This is a genomic window from Nocardia jiangsuensis, assembly GCF_042650385.1.
In the GTDB taxonomy this organism is placed as follows: Bacteria; Actinomycetota; Actinomycetes; order Mycobacteriales; family Mycobacteriaceae; genus Nocardia; species Nocardia jiangsuensis.
The window spans coordinates 75,167-95,321 of sequence record NZ_JBHSAX010000005.1; the positions used below are offsets into that span (position 1 = coordinate 75,167).

Here is a 20,155-nt window from a genome sequence, read left to right on the forward strand (position 1 = left end):
CGGTGGCGGATCGATGCAGAGGAGAACGCCGTCATGACCCGTCAGTCCGGCACGAATCGAATCGGTTCGGAGCGCACCGACAAGCCCGAGGACTCCGCCCCCGCGGTCGAGTGGCCGGACCCGAGCCCGCTCTCCTCGTGGTGGCAGCAGGTGATGCGCGGGTCCGGCGCCGACGCCGCCGCGGCGGGCGCGTAGATGGAACCCCGCTCCGAGTGGCGCACCGGCACCGTCGCCTGGTTCGACGCCGCCAAGGGCTTCGGCTTCATCCGTGCCGACGACCACGCCGAGGTGTTCGTCGAGTTCGGCAGTATCGATCAGCCCGGCTACCGCACCCTCGCCGAGGGCCAGCAGGTGCGGTTCACCAGCGTGCAGGGCCGCACCGGCGCCGAGGCGGCCGTGGTCCGCCCGCTCGCCGCCGAGCACGAGCTCGCCGCCTAGTTTCCGTGCAGCCCCGCCGCGAGCGTGGGCCAGGAGCGCTGCAGATCGTCCCGCCAGTACCCCCAGGAGTGCGTGCCCTCCGGCGCGATATCCACCGTTGCCGGGATGTCGAGCTCCGCCAGGCGGTTCGCCAGATTGCGGGTGCAGTAGGCGGTGCCCGCCTCGATGATGCCGCCGATCACGATCTGGTTCGCGAGCTGCTCCGGATTGTTCGGGTCGCCCATCATGAAGGGGTCGCCCAGCCGGTCGTAGCGGCCGGGCAGCCCGGAGCCGCTGGAGATGTAGAGCGTGGTGCCGCGCAGCTTCTCGGCGTGCACCAGCGGATCGTTGGCCGTCCAGCCCGGCGCCTCCGGCGGGCCCCACAGGTTCTCGACATTCCCGCCACCCCAGGTCTCCACCGACATCCGCACCAGCCGGTGTCCGATCGGATCGCTGGTCTGCGCGCAGCCGCTGTAGGCGCCGACGCTGCGGTACAGCCCCGGCTTGGTGATCGCGAGCAGCAGCACCGAGGTTCCCGCCATGGAGATCCCGGCGATCGAATTGTTGCCGTTGGTGCGCAGCGCCGCGTCGATGATCGGCGGCAGCTCCTCGGTGAAGAAGGTCTGCCACTTGTTCACGCCGAGCACCGAATCCGGGCGCTCCCAGTCCGCGTAGTAGCTCCAGCGGCCGCCGATGGCGGTGACCACGTTGACCTCCTTGTCGGCGAGGAAGCCGAGCGCGTCGGTCTTCCCGGCCCAGGTGGCGACGCCGTCCTCACCACCGCCGCCGCCGTTCAGCAGGTAGAGCACCGGGCGCGGCTGCGAGGTGTCGGCCGGGCGCTGCACCTCGACCGGCACCGTCTTGCCCATGGCGGCGGAGTGGATGTGCAGCACGAGATTCCGTGCGTCCACCGTCTCCACCTTCTCGATCCGCGACCCGTTCGGCGCCGTCGCGCTCGCCGCGACGGCGGCCGGCTCCGCCGATGCCGTCGGCCCCGCCCCGGTCGCCGCGATCAGCACCAGCGCCATCGCCGCCACAACCCTGCCCCGCATGTGTCCTCGCTCCTCCCGGGCCGTCCGATGACGCGCCCCCGCGCACACTCAACGCCGCGCGGCCGGCAACTGCCAGCCCCCAAAAGCCTCGTCCGGGAAACCGGGGACAGTGACAGCGCTCTCACTGCATGAGAACGTCATTTCCCTCGCTGTCCCGATGTGGTCTCATCGAACGGTGTTGAAGACCAGGTTCACCGAGCAATTCGGGATAGAGCACCCCGTCGTCTGCGGCGGGATGACCGCGATCGGCACCGCCGAGCTCATCGCCGCGGTCGCCGAAGCCGGTGCGCTCGGCTTCCTCACCGCGCTGACCCAGCCGACGCCGGAGGCGCTGCTGGCCGAGATCGGGCGGGTCAGGGAGCGCACCGACAAGCCCTTCGGCGTCAACCTGACCATCCTGCCCACCCGCAACCCGGTGCCCTACGACGAATACCGCGACGCCATCGTGGCCGGTGGCGTGAAGATCGTGGAGACCGCGGGCGCCAACCCCGAGCCGCACCTGCCGACCTTCAAGGCCAACGGCGTCAAGGTGGTGCACAAGGCGGTCGCCGTGCGGCACGCGCTCAAGGCCGAGCGGCTCGGCGTCGACGCCATCAGCATCGACGGCTTCGAATGTGCGGGCCACCCCGGCGAGGACGACGTCCCCGGCTTGGTGTTGATCAATGCCGCGGCCCGCAGACTGAGCATTCCGATCATCGCCTCCGGCGGCATCGCCGACGGCGCCGGACTGGTCGCCGCGCTCGCGCTCGGCGCCGACGCCGTCAACATGGGCACCCGCTTCGTGGCCACCACCGAGGCCCCGATCCACGAGAACGTCAAGCGGCAGATCGTCGCCAACGACGAGCGCGCCACCCAGGTGATCTTCCGCGAGTTCCGCAATACCGCGCGGGTGGCGCGCAATGCCGTCTCCGAGGAGATCGTCGAGCTCTCCCGGCGGCCGGGCGCCACCTTCGCCGATGTCGCGCACCTGGCCTCCGGAGAGCGCGGCAGGCGCGAGGTGCTGGGTGCGGGCGATATGGACGGCGGGCTGTGGTGGGCCGGTCAGGCGCAGGGGCTGATCGACGAGGTGCTCTCCTGCAAGGAGGTGGTCGAGGGGATCGTCGGCGACGCCGAGCGGATCATTGCCGGGCGACTGGCGGGGATGCGGGGATAGTCCGCCGGAACAGCCCGTCCCAGCGCCGGTCGAGCCGCGCCCGCGCCGCCGTCAGCGGCAGCACCCCGAGCCCGCCGCGCTCGTCGGAGGTGAGCAGCTCCAGCTCGCGCAGCCGGCGCAGCCCGTCCCGAATCCGGAAGTCGAACCGCGTGCCCCACTGCTGGCGGAACCACTCCTCGACCCGCGCGTCCAGCTCCGCTCCGGTGAGCGGGGCCTCCGCCGTGAGCAGGAAGTGGTAGGCCAGCACCGCCTCCTTCACCTCGGACTCCTCCGCCGCGCCGAGCAGGTGGTGGAAGACCCCCTGATCGTTGTCCAGGTTCCGGAAGTAGAGGTGCTCGGAGAGCGTCTGCATGAGCTGCAGCTTGCGGTTCTTGAACTTCGAGAACTGCCGAACCAGGTACCCGCCGAACGCGGCGAGCCCCGCCCCCAGCGTGATCAGCGCGGCCTGATCCAGCCGCACCGGATCCTCGCGCAGCCCCGCCCAGAACAGCAGGAGCAGCACCACCGGCCCCAGCGAGGCGATCAGCTTGGTCGCGACCACCACGATCCCCGACACCGCCGCGGGCACCCCGATGAGCAGCTTGTCCAGCGGCCGCATCCGCACCCGCACCGTCGGGTAGAGCATCTCCAGATCGTTCTTCGGCACATTCTGGAAGAGCTTCAGCAGCACCCCGCCGTTCGGCCGCCCTTCCCGCTCGGTGAACGCGATGTAGACGAGAACCTTGGCGTAGCTGGTGAATTCGAGCTCGCGGTGGCGCAGCCCGAAGAGCCACGGCACCCGCTCGGTGCGCTGCGACACCCCGCGCCGGAAGAACAGCGCCGTCTCGAACTCGCCCTCGTCCACCTCCAGCCGCACCTTCACCAGCGCGTGCTCGGTGAATGCCTGCCGCATCTCCGCCGCCGAGATCCGGGTGTAGTCGGCCGCCTCCGCCAGCGCCACCAGTTCACGCTCCACCGTCACCCGCGCCGCCGCCCGCTGCTCCGGCGTCGCGGGCTTGAGCACCCGCTCGTCCTCGGACGGATCCACCACCTGGTAGGCGTCGAGCGCGGCCTCTCCGCGCTCGTGGAACTCGTGGTGCACCAGCGCGGCGAGCAGCCGGGCGAAGTCGGTGAACGGCCCGCGCTCGGCGTCGGGCAGTTCCGCGGCGCACAGCGCGATCACGGTGTTCTTACGGAAGGGGAGGAAGTGTTCGGCGACATCCACGGCGGAAAGCCTAGGGCCGGGAGCCTTCGGCTACATCCTCGTAACCGGGGCCCGATCCGGACACAGACCCGTAACAGCGCGCCGCTGTCGAGGAAACATCAGGTCGCGAACGTATACAGCCATGAGTACAGAGCTGAATACGGCGCCACCCGCCGCAGCGCCGCTGCCGAGCGACGAGTACGAAAGCGTCCCGGTGCCCACCGCCGCGCGTCGCAGCCTGGTATCGGTGTCGGCCGTCTGGCTCGGCTTCCCGATGATCCTCACCTGCGCCGTCTTCGGCGGGCTCATCGTGTACTCGCTCGGCTTCTGGCGCGGGATGCTCGCCATCCTGCTCGGCAATCTGGTGCTCATGGGCTACGTCGGTGCGCTCAGCTACCTGGCGGGGAAGACCGGTAAGAGCTTCGCGCTCATCGCCATCGACACGTTCGGCCGCCGGGGCTATCGACTGGTATCAGGGTTCCTGGCCACGGTCGTCATCGGCTGGTTCGCCTTCCAGACCGGGCTCACCGGCTCCATCCTCGCCACCAGCCTCGGCTGGGACGAGCGCCTGACCTCGCTCGGTGCGGGGATCGGGTACGTCCTGGTCACCCTGCTCGGGATTCGCGCGCTCTCCGCCATCGGCGTCATCGCCGCACCGCTCTACCTGGCGCTCGGGATCACCGCCGTGGTGCTCGCGCTCGGCGAATCGAGCTGGAGTTCGGCGCTCGGGTACGCCGGGGCGGGTTCCGCCCTGAGCCTCGGCGCCGCCGTCACGCTGGTGATCGCCTGCTTCATCGACTCCGGGACCATGACCGCCGACTTCACCCGGTGGTCCAGGAATGGTCGCGAAGGATTCCTCGCCGCCTTCTCCGCGTTCCCCGTCGGCAACACCGTCGCCCTGGTGATCGGCGGCCTCATCGTCGCGCTCGGCGCCGCCGCGAACCCGGCTGCCGACGGCGGCAACTTCCTGTCGATCCTCATCGACCAGGGCGGCTGGCTCGTCCCGGTGGCGGTGATCTTCGTCTTCGTGAACCTGGGTTCCGTGTGCGCGCACTGCCTCTACAACGGTGCCGTCGGGTGGAGTCAGCTCACCGGGCAGCGCATGCGGGCGCTGAGCGTCGTGCTCGGGGTGATCGGCGTGCTGCTCGCGGTGGCCGGCGTGTGGTCGCACTTCGAGACCTGGTTGAACCTGCTCGGTGTCATCGTCCCGCCGATCGGCATCGTGCTGATCCTGGACCAGTTGGTGCTCCGTCATCGCGTCGCCCGCGAGACCGCCTGGCGCTGGGAAGCCTTCGCCGCCTGGGCGGTGGGCGCCGTCGCCGCCCTCGCCGCCCACGAATGGGCACCCGCGCTCTCCGACGCCATCGTCGGCATGGTCGTCGGCGCCGCCGTCTTCTCCGCCCTTTCCCTGCGCAACCGAGAGGCTGTCACCGCATGACCAAGCAAGTGGACGCCCGCCCCTACGCCTGGCCCTACGACGGGCCGCTGGATCCGGCCGTCACCGCCGTGGTCTGTATCGACTGGCAGGTCGATTTCTGCGGGCCGGGTGGGTACGTCGACGCCATGGGTTACGACCTCGCCCTCACCCGCGCCGGTCTGGCGCCCACCGCCCGGCTGCTCGCCGCCGCGCGCAGCTCCGGCCTGACGGTGATCCACACCCGCGAGGGACACCGGCCCGACCTCGCCGATCTCCCCGCGAACAAGCGGTGGCGTTCGGCGCAGATCGGTGCGGAGATCGGGAGCGAGGGCCCGCAGGGGCGGATCCTGGTGCAGGGGGAGCCGGGGTGGGAGATCGTGCCCGAGGTCGCGCCGCTGCCCGGCGAGCCGATCATCGACAAGCCGGGCAAGGGTGCCTTCTACGCGACCGATCTGGATCTGGTCCTCCGCACCAGGGGAATCCGCAATATCGTGCTCACCGGGATCACCACCGACGTCTGCGTGCACACGACCATGCGCGAGGCCAACGATCGCGGATACGAATGCTTGATCCTCTCCGACTGCACCGGCGCCACCGATCCCGGGAACCACGAGGCCGCCCTGCACATGGTGACCATGCAGGGCGGCGTCTTCGGGGCGGTGTCGGATTCCGCCGGGGTGATCGCGGCGTTGGCGGCCTGATCGACCTCCGGACGAGTGCTCAACCTCCCCCGAGGATCACCGCCCGGCCGTTGATCGCCTGGACAGGGCGGTTGGTGTGCGGGAATCGCGTCAGATAGCGCTGCACCTCGTCCCGGCCGACCGGGACCGGATGGCGGAGCACCGTCCAGGCGACCCCCTCGGTGCACGGCGGCGTGGTGAGCGAGCCGGTATAGCGGAACTGGGCGAGATCGCCGGGGAGCACCTCGCGCAGGTCGAGCGCCGCCGCGGCGCGTACCCCGCCCGCCGGGGGCAACTCCCCGAGCACCGGTCCGAACGCCGATCGCCGCTCGCTCACCTCCAGCAGCACGCCGAGCACGGCGACGGCCCCGCCCTCGGCGACGTGCACCAGATGCAACTCCATCGCGGCGCCCGCCCCTTCGATGGTGTGCTCGCTCGGCGCGTGGAAGTGGAACTGGGTCAGCGCGAATCGCCGTCCGTCGACGACGACGTGCTGCCCGGTGCCCGCAGGCACGTTCGCCTGGATGGTGTGCCCGGTATCGACCACCTCCAGCCCGCGCACCGGCCCGTACGCGACATCGATGTGGTCGGCGGGCGCCACCCGCGTCGGATGGCCGAGGTCGATGGGAGACTGCCCGGCCCCGGAGCCGCACACGCCGTAGCGGCCGTCGAGCTCCGCCCAGTGCCCCGGCCCCTCCGCGTCGTAATCCCAGTGCGGGGGAGGGGATTCCCCGGGCTCCGGCCGCGCTCCCGGAGCGCCGCACCCCGGGAGGATCAGCAGAGCGGCGGCAGCGGCGAGCGCCCGGCGGCGGCTGATCGCGGGATGGAAGGCGGCGGCATCGTCGAACCGTCGTGACATCGGGGACTCCTCACGGACGAGCTTCGCCGCCCCGTGCGGTGCGAGCGCACCGCCCCGAGCACCCGGACGGCGCTTCGCGGCAGGGATCGCGGCGGCGCCCGGACGTTCACCGCGCGTGAACCGTTCTGTGGAGCACCGTGATTCGCGATTCTGCCGCAGTCAGGGTAGCGCGGTCCCGGCCGTCTCCGACAGAGGGTAGTAGAGCGACCTGCGTCACTGGTCCCGGCAGTCCGGTGGCTCCGCGGAAGCCGCCTCCTGGCGGTCTTCCGGGCCGGTGCGGTCCGAGGCCGGGGTCAGGGGCGGGCGATCTGGTCGGTGACGGCCTCGCCGAGCGCGGTGGTGGTGGCGGTGCCACCGATGTCGGGGGTGAGCTCGTGGCTGGCACTGCGCGCCAGGACGGTTTCGACGGCGGTCATGATCGCGGCGGCGGCTTCGGGTTCGCCCAGGTGGTCGAGCATCATGGCCGCGCTCCAGATCTGCCCGACGGGGTTGGCGATGCCCTTGCCCGCGATGTCGGGGGCCGAGCCGTGGACGGGTTCGAAGAGGCTGGGGAAGCGGCGCTCGGGGTTGATGTTGCCGCTGGGGGCGATGCCGATGGTGCCGGTGCAGGCCGGGCCGAGGTCGGAGAGGATGTCGCCGAACAGGTTGCTGGCCACCACGACGTCGAACCAGTCGGGGTGCAGGACGAAGTTCGCGGTGAGGATGTCGATGTGGTACTTGTCGACCGCGACGTCGGGGAAGCGTTGCGCGGCCGCGAGCACTCGCTCGTCCCAGTAGGGCATCGTGATCGAGATGCCGTTGCTCTTGGTGGCCGAGGTCAGCTTCTTGCGCGGGCGGGCTCGAGCGAGGGTGAAGGCGTAGTCGAGGATGCGGTCGACGCCGACGCGGGTCATGACCGTCTCCTGGATGACGGTCTCGCGGTCGGTGCCCTCGAAGATCTTGCCGCCGACGCTGGAGTACTCGCCCTCGGTGTTCTCGCGCACGACGTAGAAGTCGACGTCACCGGGGAGCCGTCCGGCCAGGGGGCTGGTGATGCCGGGCAGCAGCTTGACCGGGCGCAGGCTGACGTATTGATCGAAGTGGCGGCGGAACTGCAGCAGGCTGCCCCACAGCGAGATGTGGTCGGGCACCACCTCCGGCCAGCCGACGGCACCGAAGAAGATGGCGTCGAATCGGTTGAGCTGATCGAACCAGCCATCGGGCAGCATGGCTCCGGTGCGGGTGTAGTAGTCGGCGCAGGCGTAGTCGAACTGCTCGTATTCCAGGGTGAAATCGAAAGCGGCAGCGGCGGCTTCGAGCACCCGCAGCCCTTCGGGCACGACTTCGGTGCCGATGCCGTCGCCGGGGATGACGGCGATGCGGTGCGTGGATCCCATGGTGGTTGCTCCTCGGTGCGGGCAGGCCGGATCGGGCCGCGCGGGAGACATCTCCCGGCGCGGCCGGCGGGCTGCGGTTGTGGTTGTCCGGCCCCGGGTCAGGCCGGCTCGGCAGCGGTGTCGGCGCTGTTCTCGCGGTCCTGCAGTGCGCGGATGGCGGCGGCGGTGAGGCTTTCGGTGATGTGGGAGCGCATGAGCGCCGCGGCGGCCGGGCCGTCGCCCGCGACCACGAGATCGAACAACCGGTGGTGCTCGTTGAGATCGCGGGTGCGGGGTTCGTCGCCGGGTGGCAGCTCCAGGCCCATGCGCCGGTAGCGGTCGGACTTGTCCCAGACGTCGTCGAGCAGCCGGATCAGCACGTCGTTGTGGGAGGCGAGATAGAGCGCGCGGTGGAAGTTGCGGTGCGCCAGCAGGCCCTCCTCACCCCACTGCCGGGTCACCGGCAGCAGGCGATCGAGTGCCTCGCGCATGACGAGGATGTCGCGGTCGGAGCGGCGCAGCGCGGCCAGCTCGGCGGCGGTGGGGTCCAGCGAGAGGCGTACCTCGAACAGTTGCCTGGCCTCCTCGGCGCTCATCGCGGCCACCCGGACGTCGCGGTGCGACTCCACGGTGACCAGTCCTTCGCTGCTGAGCCGGCGGATGGCCTCGCGCAGGGGAGTGATGCTCATCGAGAGCCGCTCGGCCAGCTCGTACTGGGGCACCCGCGACCCCGCGGTCAGCTCGCCGGTGAGGATCAGCCGTCTGACCTCGGCATAGGCGACGTCGCCCTTGCTGGAAAAGACGTTGGTCACGCCGGTCGGCGCCATCGCGCTCTCCTTCATCACTGTCGGGTGTGCTGTGCTGCCCGCCACAACTGGTGCTTGTGCTCGGCGCCACTCTCAGTCTAGCATCACTCTTGCATCTTATAAGACCTACATCTTATAAGAACTTCCTCGAAGCGGGACTCGCCGCTTCTCGTCCCGAACCCCGTGCGGGCAGTGCGCCGCAGGCCGTTCACAGGAGAATCAGATGAAGATCATTTCTGTTCACGAGGGCGTCGTCCCGATCAGCTCCTCGATCCGCAATGCCTGGATCGACTTCAGCAGCATGGACTGCTCGATCGTCGCGGTGGTCAGCGACGTGATGCGCGACGGGGAGCCGGTGATCGGCTACGGCTTCAACTCCAACGGCCGCTACAGCGCCGGCGAGATCCTGCGGCGCCGGATGATCCCGCGGGTGCTCGACGCCGATCCCGAGGCACTGCTCGACGAAGCCGGGGAGCTCGATCCGGCGCGGGCCTGGGAGCTGATGATGACCAACGAGAAGCCCGGCGGTCACGGGGAGCGGTCGGTCGCGGTCGGCGTCATGGACATGGCGCTGTTCGACCTGGCGGCCAAGATCGCCGACAAGCCCCTCTACCGGTACCTGTCGGACAAATACGGCGACGGCGCGCCCGACGACTCGGTGTTCGTCTACGCCGCGGGCGGCTACTACGCGCCGGGCAAGACGCTGCGCGACCTGCAGGACGAGATGCGCGGATTCCTCGACATGGGCTACACCGTGGTCAAGATGAAGATCGGCGGCGCGGATCTGGCCGAGGACCTGCGCCGCATCGAAGCCGTCCTCGAGGTCCTCGACGGCGACGGCTCGCGGCTCGCCGTCGATGTGAACGGCCGCTTCGACCTCGACACCGCCCTGAGCTACGGCAAGGCCATCGAGCCCTACGGCCTGTTCTGGTACGAGGAGGTCGGCGACCCGCTGGACTACCGGCTCAACGCCGTGCTCTCCGAGCACTACTCCGGGCGCATCGCCACCGGGGAGAACCTGTTCTCGCTGCAGGACGCGCGCAACCTGATCCGCTACGGCGGAATGCGCCCGGACCGCGACATCATCCAGGTCGACCCGGCCCTGAGCTACGGGCTCACCGAATACCTGCGCGTCCAGCAGATGCTCGCCCAGCACGGCTGGTCCGCGCGCCAGTGCATCCCGCACGGCGGGCACCAGTTCTCGCTGCACATCGCCGCGGCGCTCAAGCTCGGCGGCAACGAGTCCTACCCGGGCGAGTTCCAGCCCACCGGTGGTTTCGCCGACGGCGCGGTGGTCCGCGACAGCCGGGTCGGGCTCACCGAGATCCCCGGCATCGGCTTCGAGGCCAAGGCCGCCTTCTACGACGTGCTGCGCGCACTGCATCGCTGACCGGACCGGTTCCCGGTGCAAAGGAGCACACGATGACCACCACCACCAATACACCTGAAACAGTGCCCGAGCCCACCCGCCCGAGCCGCCCGCGCTGGGTCGGGCTGCTCTCCGAGCTGTGGGTCCAGGTCCTGCTCGGCGCGGTCCTCGGCGTCGCGGTCGGGCTGATCTGGCCGGGCCTCGGCGTCGCGCTGAGCCCGCTCAACGACTGGTTCATCGCCATCGTGAAGATGATCGTGATCCCGGTCGTGTTCTGCGTCGTCACCACCAGCATCGCCTCGATGGACAGCCTGCGAAAAGCGGGGCGGATCGGGGCGAAGGCCCTCGCCTACTTCATGGTCCTGTCGCTGATCTCGATGCTTATCGGGCTCGTCGTGGCCAACGTCTTCCGTCCCGGCGCGGGAATGAAGATCAATCTCGACGAGCTCGACGCCGAGGCCATCCCGGGGGCGGGCGAGCACGCCGACGGCGTGGTGGAGTTCGTCGACCGCATCATTCCGAGCTCGTTGTTCGGCGCGATCACCGGAAACGAGATCCTGGCCGCGTTGCTGGTCTCGATCGTGTTCGGCTGCGCGCTCAACGTCTCCGGCGAACGCGCCGCGCCCATCACCGAGGGCATCTCGGCACTGTCGAGCGTGGTGTTCAAGATCGTGAGCTGGGTGATGCGGCTGGCGCCGCTCGGCACCTTCGGCGCCTTGGCGATGGTCGTGGCGAAGTACGGCGCCGAGAGCCTGCAGCAGCTCGGCTACCTGATCCTGCTGTTCACCGGCACCTGCCTGCTCTACGTGCTGGTGATCCTGGGCGCGATCGCGCGGGCATGCGGGCTGGGGCTGTTCGCGGTGATGCGCTACCTGCGCGCCGAACTGCTCGTAGCGCTCAGCACGTGCTCGAGCGAGGCGGTGCTCCCGGCGCTGGTCCGCAAACTCGAGGAACTCGGCGTCGGCAAGTCCGTCGTGGGGATCGTGATCCCGTCCGGGTTCTCGTTCAACCTCGACGGCTCGGCGGTCTACCTCACCATGGCCTCGCTGTTCCTGGCCCAGGCGGTCGGCATCGACCTGTCCTGGCAGCAGCAGCTGGTCATGGTCGGGGTGATGATGCTGACCAGCAAGGGCACCGCGGGCATCGCCGGTGGCGCGTTCATCGTGCTCGCGAGCACCATCACCGCGGTCGGGCACATCCCGCTGGCCGCGCTGGCGCTGATCGTCGGCATCGACCGCATCCTCAACGAGGGCCGGGTCTTCATCAACGTGCTCGGCAATGCCTTCGCCGCGATCGTGATCGGCAAGTGGGAGAACGACTTCGACGCCGACCGGGCGCGCGCCGTCCTGGCGGGCAAGAACCCCGAGCCGGTCGGCTGACCCACCGCGATCACCCTCCCCCGGGGCCGGAGCGGCTGCTCCCGCCCCGGGGCGAACCCCTCCCGAAAGGAACCGCATGGCAGAGGTGCTGGTAACCACCGACTACCTCCGACCGGGCGACGAGGTCGACCGGCTGCTGACCGGCCACGGCCACACCGCCGTCTACTCCCCGGCCACCGGGCCCCGCGGCCGCACCGAAGCCCGTGCGCTGTTCGGGCGGGCCGAGGCCGCGATCATCGCCGGCGAACCGGTCACCGCCGAGATGCTCGACCACGCTCCCCGGCTGAAGGTCATCGCCCGCAGCGGCGTCGGCTACGAATCGATCGACCTGGCCGCCGCTGCCCGCCACGGTATCCGGGTCTGCAACACCCCCGGCGTCAACCACGACGCCGTCGCCGAGATGACCATCGCTCTGATCCTGGCGACCGCACGGCACCTGCCCGCCGTCTTCGACGGCGTGCGCGCCGGTGGCTGGCCCCGCCGGGCCGGGCGGGAGCTGCGCGGAGCCCGCCTCGGCATCATCGGCTACGGCCCCGGCGGCCGCGCCGTGGCCCGCCTCGGCCACGCCTTCGGCATGGACGTCGCCGTCGCCACCGCCCACCCCGACCCGCACCACACCCACGTCGACTTCGCCGACCTGGACGCCGTTGTCACCACCGCCGACTACCTGAGTCTGCACTGCCGCCCCCGCGCCGGCACCCACCACCTCATCGACCGTGCCCGCCTGGCCGCGATGAAATCCGGCGCCGTACTGATCAACACCGCCCGCGGCAGCCTCGTCGACCACCACGCGCTGCACGACGCCCTGAGCACCGGCCGCCTCGGCGCGGCCGCCCTCGACGTCCTCGACCACGAACCGCTGCCGGCCGACAGCCCCCTGCGCACCCTCGACAACCTCGTCATCACCTCCCACCTGGCCGGGCAGACCACCCAGGCCCGGCTGCGCGCCGGGCTGGCCGCCGCCGACGCCGTGCTCGCTGTCCTCGCCGGACGCGAGCCGGCCCACCCCGTCGGCACCACCGAACCGGTACGCCCATGACCACACCACCCGTCACCCGGTCCGTCCCTGCCACCGTCGCCCGCACCTGGCTGCTGGTCAGCGCCGCCTCCCCCGGCGCCCTCGACGAATCCGCGCACAGCGAAGCCGACCAGATCGTGCTCGACATCGAAGACGCCGTCGACCCCACCGGCAAACCCGCCGCCCGCAGCGCGGTCGCCCGCAGGCTCGAACACCACCGGGCCTGGGTGCGCATCAACGACCGCACCACCACCTTCTGGTCCGACGACATCGACCAGCTCCGCGACCTGCCCGGCCTGGCCGGAGTGATCCTCGCCAAAACCGAGGCCCCCGAACAGATCACCGAGACCTACGACCGCCTCGGGGCCCGCACCCCCGTGCTCGCCCTCGTCGAATCGGCGCTCGGCATCGAAGAAGCACCCCGGATCGCCCGCGCCCGCGGCGCGTTCCGCCTGGCCTTCGGCAGCGGCGACTACCGCCGCGACACCGGCACCGCCGCCACCGACCTCGCCCTGGCCTACCCACGCTCACGCCTGGTCACCGCCAGCCGCATCGGCAACCTGCCCGGACCCATCGACGGACCCACCGTCGACGACGACCCCGCGGTCCTGCACGAGAAATCCCGCCTCGCGGTCTCCCTCGGCCTCACCGGCAAACTCTGCCTGCCGCACAACCGGCTCGGCATCGTCAACGACGCCTTCAGCCCCACCCCCGACGAGACCGCCCGGGCCCGGGAATTCCTCGCCGACTTCGACGCCCGCGGCCGGGTCATCCGCGACGGCAGCGACCCGCCCCGCCTCGGCCACGCACGCCGCATCGCCCGCCTCGCCGACGCCTTCGGAATCGAAACCTGACCGAGCCGATCGCCCTCTTTTCACAAGCGCTTGTCACGCATCGCCCGCACCGCTGATGACGGCGTGACCCGGTGACCCCGGTCGGTCGGCTCCGGGCGGCTCGCCGCGAAGGAGGGCGGTGTCGCCGCCCCGTCGTCACGGTTCCGCCGGTGGGGCATGTCCCGGGACTCAATAGGCGCTCGCTCCGGCGTAATCCGCATGCCGGGCGGTGATTCGGCCCCACCGGGTGAGGATGTCCGCCAACTCGAGCAGGTCGCCTTCGATGAGGGCCTGCGGGCCGTCGCACAGCGCGGTCGCGGGGTCGGGGTGGACGTCGATGATCACGCCATCGGCGCCGATGGCTACGGCCGCCCTGGTCAGGGGCAGCACCAGATCGCGTCGGCCGCCCGAGTGGGATGGGTCGACGATGACCGGGAGATGGGAGAGCTGTTGCACGATGGTCACGGCCGAGATGTCGAGGGTGTTGCGGGTGGCGGTTTCGAACGTGCGGATTCCGCGCTCGCACAGCACGATGTCGAGGTTGCCGTGTTGGGCGATGTATTCGGCCGCCATCAGCCACTCGTCGATGGTCGCGCTCATGCCGCGCTTGAGCATGACGGGTGTGCCTGCTTCGCCGACAGCCCGCAGGAGCGCGAAGTTCTGGGCATTGCGGGTGCCGACCTGGAGCATGTCCGCGTACGAGGACACCAGGCCCACGTCGGCGGCATCCACCACCTCGGTCACGATCGGCAGACCGGTCGCCTCCCGGACATCGGCGAGGATCCGCAAACCCGCTTCACCGAGGCCCTGGAAGGCATACGGCGAGGTGCGCGGCTTGTAGGCGCCGCCCCGCAACATCGTCGCCCCTGCGACCGCGGCCATTTCGGCGGCGCGCAGGGTCTGGTCGTAGGACTCGACGGCGCACGGGCCCGCGACGAGCGTCACGTGTCCGGGGCCGATCGATGCGCCGGCCACCTGGACGGTGGAGCGGGCGAGGCAGTTCTCCCGGCTGACCAGCTTGTAGGCGGCCGAGGTGCGGATGACGGTGTCGACACCGGGCAGCGCACTCAGGTTCAGTGCGCTGAATCCATCCGGGTCACCGACCACGCAGACCAGGGTCCGGCCGGCTCCTCGGCTGACGAACGCCTGTCCGCCCGCCTTCTCGATCAGTGCCACCGCGGTGCCGACGTCGGAGCCGGCCGCGGCCGCGGACATGACGATCACCATGGCGCTACGCTCCTCTTCCCGCTGATCGAGGCACTCCGATGCCGCCGAAAGTCGAATGGATCGACCGGTATTCGCGCGTCGTGCCGGTCTCGGCACTGCTGCCGCACGGTGTCGTGGTACTCACTGCTTCTCCTGTCTAGCGGAGGAAGAACTCGCTGATGATCATCGCCGGGCGTCCATGCACGACCACTCGGTAGCGACGGGCGCAGATGGCTTCGGGAGGGCGGCCGTAGCAGAGCAGTTCACGGTGCGAGTCGGGAGCGACGACCCGCAGTGCCGCTCCGATTCCGGCGGGTTCGACCGCCAGCGCGCCGTGAAATGCCTGCGGCAGTCGATCGACGGCGATCAGTGACCGGGCACGGACGTAGCGGGTTCCGGACCAGGCGCCGATCAGTTCGACCCGCCGCACCAGCACCGGTTCGGAGGAGGTCACCTCCAGGTGAGCGTCGTGGTCCGCTCCATCGGTCGAGACGTACTGGTCGACGCACTGTGCCTCGATAGGTTCGAGCGCGTAGGCCTCGAGTGCTCTGGTTACCGTGCCATCGGTTACCAGAATATTTCGATGAAATGGACTCAAGGTATCGATCGGAAGATCGAACCAGTTTTCCGGTTGTGTGCCGTGAGCGCGAAAATGCCTCCGCAGCAGGATTGCTACTTCGTCACTGGTCGCTACATCCGTACGCATGGCGATCCGAACTCTAGAGTGGAGGTCTGTGCGAATGAATCGTTCATGTAAGTTCCCGGCGTTGAAAGCAGATGGGTCGGCTCCCGAAAGGCGTGGTGGGTTTCACCCTGGCCGCGTCGGGCGCGAGTGGTAACCCCTAGGCAAGCCCCCTATGCCGATGCCACTCGGTGCTCCGGCCGCGCGGTTGCGTTGGGCCATAGCATCTTCCGTCGATCCGGCGGTGCCCCCGGAATCAGTGGCATCGGCTCCGCTTCCGGCTGCGCGGCGGCGATTCGTGTGTTCTGGGTCATGTACGAGCCCGGCCACATTTCTCCGCGGGCTGATGAGGGCGCTGTCGTGAGGGAGCGATGCTATCGCCGCACCCCGGCTCGAGTTGACAGATTGCTCACACCATGGATATTTGAGGCGGGGCACTCCGGGGCGATTCGATTGCGACGGATTTCTTGCCTCGTCTGCAGAGCGATGCACAGCAGATTCAGGTCGAGAGGGGAGCCCTGAAATGACATCTGCACCCATCGCCCGCGCCGCTGCGGGCTTCGCCCATGACATCGATATCGAAACCCGAAACTTCCGGTCGACGACGCTGCCCGCCGTGGTGGGCACCGTCGCGCCGATCCATGACCGTACCGCCCGTCGGCGCGACGCCATCCCCGAGGAGTGGGCCCTGGTCGCCCTGGGGATCGCCGTATTGAAGGAGCACTCCACCAGCGCGTTGCTCGCCGAGGTGACCGCGCTCGACGAGATCACCGTCGAGCACGCGCGGCGACGGCTCACCGAGGCCGGCCTGGTCCACGACGGATACTGGCTGTCCGACAGTGCCGCCGCGCTGCTGCGCCGCTCATCGATCGGGCAGCGCAGGCTGCTGCACCACCGGGCGGCGGACGCGCTGTACCGCTCCGCCGCGGAGGCAACCGTCGTCGCGAGGCATCTGGTCGCGGCTCGGGACGTGCGCCATCCCTGGGCGCCGGCGGTGCTGCGTGCGGCCGCCGACGGTGCCCTCGCGCTCGACCAGCTCAAGCAGGCGGTGGTCTGTCTGGAGCTGGCCTACCGGCTCGCCGGCGACCCCGGCGAGCGGGCCGAGCTGGCGGCCTTGCTGGTGTCGATCGAGTGGCGGGTCAATCCCTCGTCGGCCACCCGCAACTTCGGCCGAGCCTCCGTCGCGCTGCGCACGGGACAGCTTCCGTCGCAGTTCATTCCGTGCCTGGTTCGCTACCTGCTGTGGCACGGACGCATCCCGGAGGCCTGTGCCGCTCTCGAGCAGGTCGTCGAGGACCCGGCCACAGCGGCCGACCTGGACTTCCAGCGCCGCTGGATCGACTACCTGTACCCGGAGCTGCGCCCGCGTCGACGCGACATCGCCTCCGGTTCCGCCGCGGACATCCCGGAGCACCGGGCAGGCCGGCTGCTGGTCGCGTTGCGGAGCATCGAGACCACGGTGGACACCATCGCGCTGGCGCGACAGGTGTTGCTGGGCAACCGCTTGAGCCCTGCCACAGCGGAATCGCTGGTCGTCGCCCTGGACGCGCTCATCTACGCGGGCGAGCTCGCCATGGCCGACGAGTGGTGCGAAACCCTGCTGGCCGAGGCCGCGGCACGGCACTCGCCGACCTGGCTGGCGATCTTCGCCGGAATTCAGGCCGACGTGGCGCTGCGCAGGGGAGACCGGATCCGCGCCGGTGAGAGCGCCACCGCGGCGCTGAACCACGTCCCGGCCGTCAATCTCGGTGCGACCGTGGCACGGCCGATGGCGGCCTATATCGGTGCGTGCACCGAAGCGGGGCGGTACGACGAGGCGCGCAGCCAGCTCGACCGTGATGTCCCGCTGACGCTCTTCGACTCCACCCTCGTGCTGCCGTATCTGCGCGCACGGGGCCATCTTCGGCTCGCCACCGGAGAAACGGACGAAGCGATGATGGATTTCCAGCTCTGCGGCTCGCTGATGCTGCGGTGGGATATCGACCTGCCGGGACTCGTGCCCTGGCGCAACGACATCGCGCTGGCCTACCTCGCCGCGGGCGATCGGGGGCGGGCCAGGATCTACGCGGCCATGCATCTCGACCGGGTGAACCGTCCGGCACGGCACCCCAGTGCGGCCACCTCCCTGCGGATACTGGCGACCACCACCGACGATGCGAGCACCCGAGCCGTGTTGCTACGGCGCGCGGACACCATCGCGGCGGCCGGTGCGGACCGGCTCGAATTGGCGAGGGTGCGCGCCGACCTGGCGCACGCCCATGAACATCTCGGGGAGTTCGGCCCGGCCAACACGATCCGGGCCTCGGCGCTGCGGCTGGCCACCGAATGCGGCGCGGAACCGTTGCGCCGCAGCATTATCGACAGCATCCCGCCCGGCGGGGCGGTACCCGGGCCGACGCCGGCCCGGGTACCCGGCGACGCCGGTCCGGCCGCGGCGGGCGAGCGGGCAGGCGGGGTCGGATTGCTGAGCGTCGCCGAGCGACGGGTGGCGGAGATGGCGGGCGGCGGATCGCGCAACCGGGAGATCGCGGAACATCTGGGGATCACGGTCAGCACCGTCGAACAGCACCTCACCAGGGTCTACCGCAAGTTGAAGGTGCACCACCGCACCGAACTGCGTTTTCTGCTGGAGGTGCGATGCTGAGCACCACTCCGTGGCTGCGGACCTTGAAGGCGGACCCGGACCCGGTGCTGCGGCTCGTCTGCTTCCACCACGCCGGTGGCTCGGCCGGTTCGTTCCAGTCCCTGGCCAAGGCGTTCGGCGATGGCATCGAGATCACGGCGATGCAGAGCCCCGGCAGGCAGGAGCGCCGCCGGGAGCCGTGCCTCACCGGTCTGGGAGACATCGTCGAGGGTGTGCTTCCCGCCGTGGTCGATCTGGGGGATCGGCCGATCGCCCTGTTCGGCCACAGCTTCGGCGCCGTGGTCGCCTTCGAGGTGGCCCGCGAGCTGCCGGCCGCTGGCATCCGGCCGCAGCACCTGTTCGTCTCGGGCCGCCGCGCTCCCTCGCGCCGACGACTCGAGAATGTGCATCGACGCACGGACGCGGAGATCAGAACGGAGCTGCGACTGCTGGGGGGACCGGGGGTCGCGCTGCTCGACGACGACGAGGTGGCCAGGGAATTCCTCCCCGCGATCCGCAGCGACTACCGGGCGGTGGAGACCCATGTGGTCGCGCCGGACGCGCGCGTGGACTGCGCGCTGACGGCGCTGGTCGGCGACCACGACCCGCGGGCGACCGTGGACGAGGCACGCGCCTGGCGCGTCCACACGACGGCGTCGTTCGAGCTGAAGGTCTTCGGTGGCGGACATTTCTATCTGGTCGATCACAGCGATCGGGTCGCGGCGGTCGTGGAACGTCGACTCGGCACGGGGATGATCGGGCGCAGTGACTGATCCGGCCGGCGCCGGCGGGCGCACAGTCGCCGTCGTCGGGGGCGGAATCTCCGGAATGGCAGCCGCATTCGCACTGTACCGGGCGGGCTGGCAGGTCGATCTCCTCGAGCGGGAGAATGTGCTCGGCGGCCGTTTCGGCATCGACTCCCTGCGCGGGCGGCCGATGCTGACCGGCGCGCGACATATCGGTCTGCAGTTCACCGAGTTCCGGCAGTTCGTGACCGCGCTGGCCGACGTGCGGTTCGAGCCGTCGCCGCTGAACATGACGAAGGTCGTCGACGGCCGCCTGGCCACCGTCGCGGCCGAGGACAGCCGCGGGGTGCTGCGGTACCTCGCCGAATTCGGCTCCGCACAGGACGTGGCCAAACTGACCTATCTCGTGCACCGCATCGCTACCGAGGAGAATCGCTTCCTGGGGTCGAACTTCTTCGCCAAGCTCGGGGCCGCCGGCGACGACAGACCATTGAGCGAGCATTTCGGCTCCGGATTGGCGGATGCGCTGCTGCGCCCGATCGTCACCTGGGTGCACGGTGCCGAACTCGACGAGATGTACCTCGGCACCCTCGGCGCCACGCTCGGCGCCGCGCTGGACTCGTTCGAACAGATCGTCGGCGGCGTCGAGCCGGTCCTCACCGCGCTGTCGAAGCTGGTCACGGTGAAGAAGAACGCCCGGGTCGAGAGTGTGGCGATCCGGCGGGGCCGAGTGCGCGGGCTGTCCGTTGCCGAGGACGGCGGACCGGCACGGGAACACCCCTACGACGCCGTGGTGCTGGCCACCCCCGCGGCGGTCACCGCGGACCTGGTTGCCGTCACCGTGCCCGCGCTGTCGGCGCTGCTGGCGACGGTTCGGTACTTTCCCGCATCGGTGACGACGGTGGAGTACGACCGCGACGTCTTTCCCCCCGGCGTGTCCACGCTGTCGATGAACGAGGGGCCGTACAGCACCGCGGCGCTCTATCGCGCGCCCGAGCGCAATATCGTGCGCTACGTCATCGCCGGTCGAGCCGCGCGGCCGCTCCCACCCGAGGACCGGTCCGCAGCCGCGCTCGACGCCGCCGAGAAGCGGGTGCAGGCGACCTTCGGGTCGGTCGAACCCGTTCGTCTGGCCGTTGTGGAACGTCGCTGGGAGCGGGCCTTCTCCGGTCTGCGGGCATTTCACGGGGAATTCCTCGCCAGGCTGCGAAAGGAAACGGGCAACATCGGCGGCCTCGCATTGGCCGGGGACTATCTGCGCGGTGTGTCGCTGGAGGCTTGCTATCGATCCGGGGTCGAAGCGGCGCACCGATTGACGGCCTAGCCGGAAAATTCTGCCGACAACGCTGTGCTCTGCGGCGATTACCGAGGGATGGG

19 protein-coding genes are annotated in these 20,155 nt (G+C 70.0%); 12 read left to right on the plus strand and 7 right to left on the minus strand.

Annotation, left to right across the window (positions count from 1 at the left end; genetic code table 11):
- Positions 1 to 33 precede the first annotated feature (33 nt).
- Positions 34 to 195: a hypothetical protein gene (locus ACFO0B_RS05525; RefSeq protein ID WP_378611200.1), complete on the plus strand. Its 162-nt coding sequence runs from the start codon at positions 34 to 36 to the stop codon at positions 193 to 195.
- A complete protein-coding gene (locus ACFO0B_RS05530) occupies positions 196 to 438 on the plus strand; it encodes a cold-shock protein (protein WP_378611201.1) in 243 nt (80 codons plus the stop codon).
- On the opposite strand, the gene ACFO0B_RS05535 is transcribed toward ACFO0B_RS05530, so the two are convergent.
- Entirely contained in the window at positions 435 to 1,469 is a 1,035-nt protein-coding gene (locus tag ACFO0B_RS05535) for an alpha/beta hydrolase (RefSeq protein WP_378611202.1), read from the minus strand. The genes ACFO0B_RS05530 and ACFO0B_RS05535 overlap by 4 nt on opposite strands.
- Positions 1,470 to 1,644: 175 nt before the next feature.
- On the opposite strand from ACFO0B_RS05535, the gene ACFO0B_RS05540 reads away from it, so the two are divergent.
- Positions 1,645 to 2,622, plus strand: a complete 978-nt coding sequence (locus ACFO0B_RS05540; protein WP_378611203.1) for an NAD(P)H-dependent flavin oxidoreductase — start codon at positions 1,645 to 1,647, stop codon at positions 2,620 to 2,622.
- Here ACFO0B_RS05540 and ACFO0B_RS05545 read toward each other — a convergent pair.
- Positions 2,588 to 3,826: a TMEM143 family protein gene (locus ACFO0B_RS05545; protein WP_378611204.1), complete on the minus strand. Its 1,239-nt coding sequence runs from the start codon at positions 3,824 to 3,826 to the stop codon at positions 2,588 to 2,590. The two genes, ACFO0B_RS05540 and ACFO0B_RS05545, sit on opposite strands and share 35 nt — an antisense overlap.
- Before the next feature lie 121 nt (positions 3,827 to 3,947).
- Between ACFO0B_RS05545 and ACFO0B_RS05550 the strand changes: the two genes are divergently transcribed.
- Both ACFO0B_RS05550 and biuH read left to right on the plus strand, forming a co-directional pair.
- Positions 3,948 to 5,243, plus strand: coding sequence for a cytosine permease (locus ACFO0B_RS05550; protein ID WP_378611205.1), 1,296 nt, complete (start codon positions 3,948 to 3,950; stop codon positions 5,241 to 5,243).
- Complete coding sequence (biuH, locus tag ACFO0B_RS05555) at positions 5,240 to 5,923, plus strand: biuret amidohydrolase (RefSeq protein ID WP_378611206.1); 684 nt, start codon at positions 5,240 to 5,242, stop codon at positions 5,921 to 5,923. The genes ACFO0B_RS05550 and biuH overlap by 4 nt, the downstream gene beginning before the upstream one ends.
- A gap of 19 nt (positions 5,924 to 5,942) precedes the next feature.
- On the opposite strand, the gene ACFO0B_RS05560 is transcribed toward biuH, so the two are convergent.
- The 3 genes from ACFO0B_RS05560 to ACFO0B_RS05570 all read right to left on the minus strand — a co-directional run bounded on the left by ACFO0B_RS05560 (position 5,943) and on the right by ACFO0B_RS05570 (position 8,943).
- On the minus strand, positions 5,943 to 6,761 hold the full coding sequence (locus ACFO0B_RS05560) for a carbonic anhydrase (RefSeq protein ID WP_378611207.1): 819 nt from the start codon (positions 6,759 to 6,761) through the stop codon (positions 5,943 to 5,945).
- Between the two features lie 293 nt (positions 6,762 to 7,054).
- Positions 7,055 to 8,137, minus strand: coding sequence for a tartrate dehydrogenase (locus ACFO0B_RS05565; protein ID WP_378611208.1), 1,083 nt, complete (start codon positions 8,135 to 8,137; stop codon positions 7,055 to 7,057).
- Between the two features lie 98 nt (positions 8,138 to 8,235).
- The gene (locus ACFO0B_RS05570) at positions 8,236 to 8,943 is read right to left on the minus strand and encodes a GntR family transcriptional regulator (RefSeq protein WP_378611209.1); all 708 of its coding nucleotides are present in this window, start codon (positions 8,941 to 8,943) and stop codon (positions 8,236 to 8,238) included.
- 202 nt (positions 8,944 to 9,145) lie between these two features.
- Here ACFO0B_RS05570 and ACFO0B_RS05575 point away from each other — a divergent pair, with 202 nt between their 5' ends.
- The 4 genes from ACFO0B_RS05575 (at position 9,146) to ACFO0B_RS05590 (ending at position 13,542) form a co-directional block, all read left to right on the plus strand.
- Positions 9,146 to 10,312: a mandelate racemase/muconate lactonizing enzyme family protein gene (locus ACFO0B_RS05575; protein ID WP_378611210.1), complete on the plus strand. Its 1,167-nt coding sequence runs from the start codon at positions 9,146 to 9,148 to the stop codon at positions 10,310 to 10,312.
- A 32-nt stretch (positions 10,313 to 10,344) separates the two neighbouring features.
- Positions 10,345 to 11,670 carry a cation:dicarboxylate symporter family transporter gene (locus ACFO0B_RS05580; protein ID WP_378611211.1) on the plus strand — a complete coding sequence of 442 codons (1,326 nt, stop codon included), beginning with the start codon at positions 10,345 to 10,347 and terminating at the stop codon, positions 11,668 to 11,670.
- Positions 11,671 to 11,746: 76 nt separating this feature from the next.
- Entirely contained in the window at positions 11,747 to 12,709 is a 963-nt protein-coding gene (locus tag ACFO0B_RS05585) for a phosphoglycerate dehydrogenase (RefSeq protein ID WP_378611212.1), read from the plus strand.
- Positions 12,706 to 13,542, plus strand: a complete 837-nt coding sequence (locus ACFO0B_RS05590; protein ID WP_378611213.1) for an HpcH/HpaI aldolase/citrate lyase family protein — start codon at positions 12,706 to 12,708, stop codon at positions 13,540 to 13,542. Before ACFO0B_RS05585 ends, ACFO0B_RS05590 begins: the two co-directional genes overlap by 4 nt.
- 168 nt (positions 13,543 to 13,710) lie before the next feature.
- Here the strand turns inward: ACFO0B_RS05590 and aroF are convergent, their stop codons facing one another.
- Both aroF and ACFO0B_RS05600 read right to left on the minus strand, forming a co-directional pair.
- On the minus strand, positions 13,711 to 14,748 hold the full coding sequence (gene aroF / locus ACFO0B_RS05595) for a 3-deoxy-7-phosphoheptulonate synthase (protein WP_378611214.1): 1,038 nt from the start codon (positions 14,746 to 14,748) through the stop codon (positions 13,711 to 13,713).
- A 136-nt stretch (positions 14,749 to 14,884) separates the two neighbouring features.
- Complete coding sequence (locus ACFO0B_RS05600) at positions 14,885 to 15,433, minus strand: chorismate--pyruvate lyase family protein (protein WP_378611215.1); 549 nt, start codon at positions 15,431 to 15,433, stop codon at positions 14,885 to 14,887.
- Between the two features lie 400 nt (positions 15,434 to 15,833).
- Between ACFO0B_RS05600 and ACFO0B_RS05605 the strand changes: the two genes are divergently transcribed.
- Genes ACFO0B_RS05605 through ACFO0B_RS05615 form a run of 3 tightly spaced genes read left to right on the plus strand, consistent with a single transcriptional unit; the run spans position 15,834 to position 20,102 of the window.
- A complete protein-coding gene (locus ACFO0B_RS05605) occupies positions 15,834 to 18,053 on the plus strand; it encodes a LuxR C-terminal-related transcriptional regulator (protein ID WP_378611216.1) in 2,220 nt (739 codons plus the stop codon).
- Positions 18,047 to 18,805 (plus strand): thioesterase II family protein, encoded by a 759-nt coding sequence (locus tag ACFO0B_RS05610; RefSeq protein ID WP_378611217.1) that lies wholly within the window; start codon positions 18,047 to 18,049, stop codon positions 18,803 to 18,805. The genes ACFO0B_RS05605 and ACFO0B_RS05610 overlap by 7 nt, the downstream gene beginning before the upstream one ends.
- Entirely contained in the window at positions 18,798 to 20,102 is a 1,305-nt protein-coding gene (locus ACFO0B_RS05615) for a protoporphyrinogen/coproporphyrinogen oxidase (protein ID WP_378611218.1), read from the plus strand. The genes ACFO0B_RS05610 and ACFO0B_RS05615 overlap by 8 nt, the downstream gene beginning before the upstream one ends.
- Positions 20,103 to 20,155 lie beyond the last annotated feature (53 nt).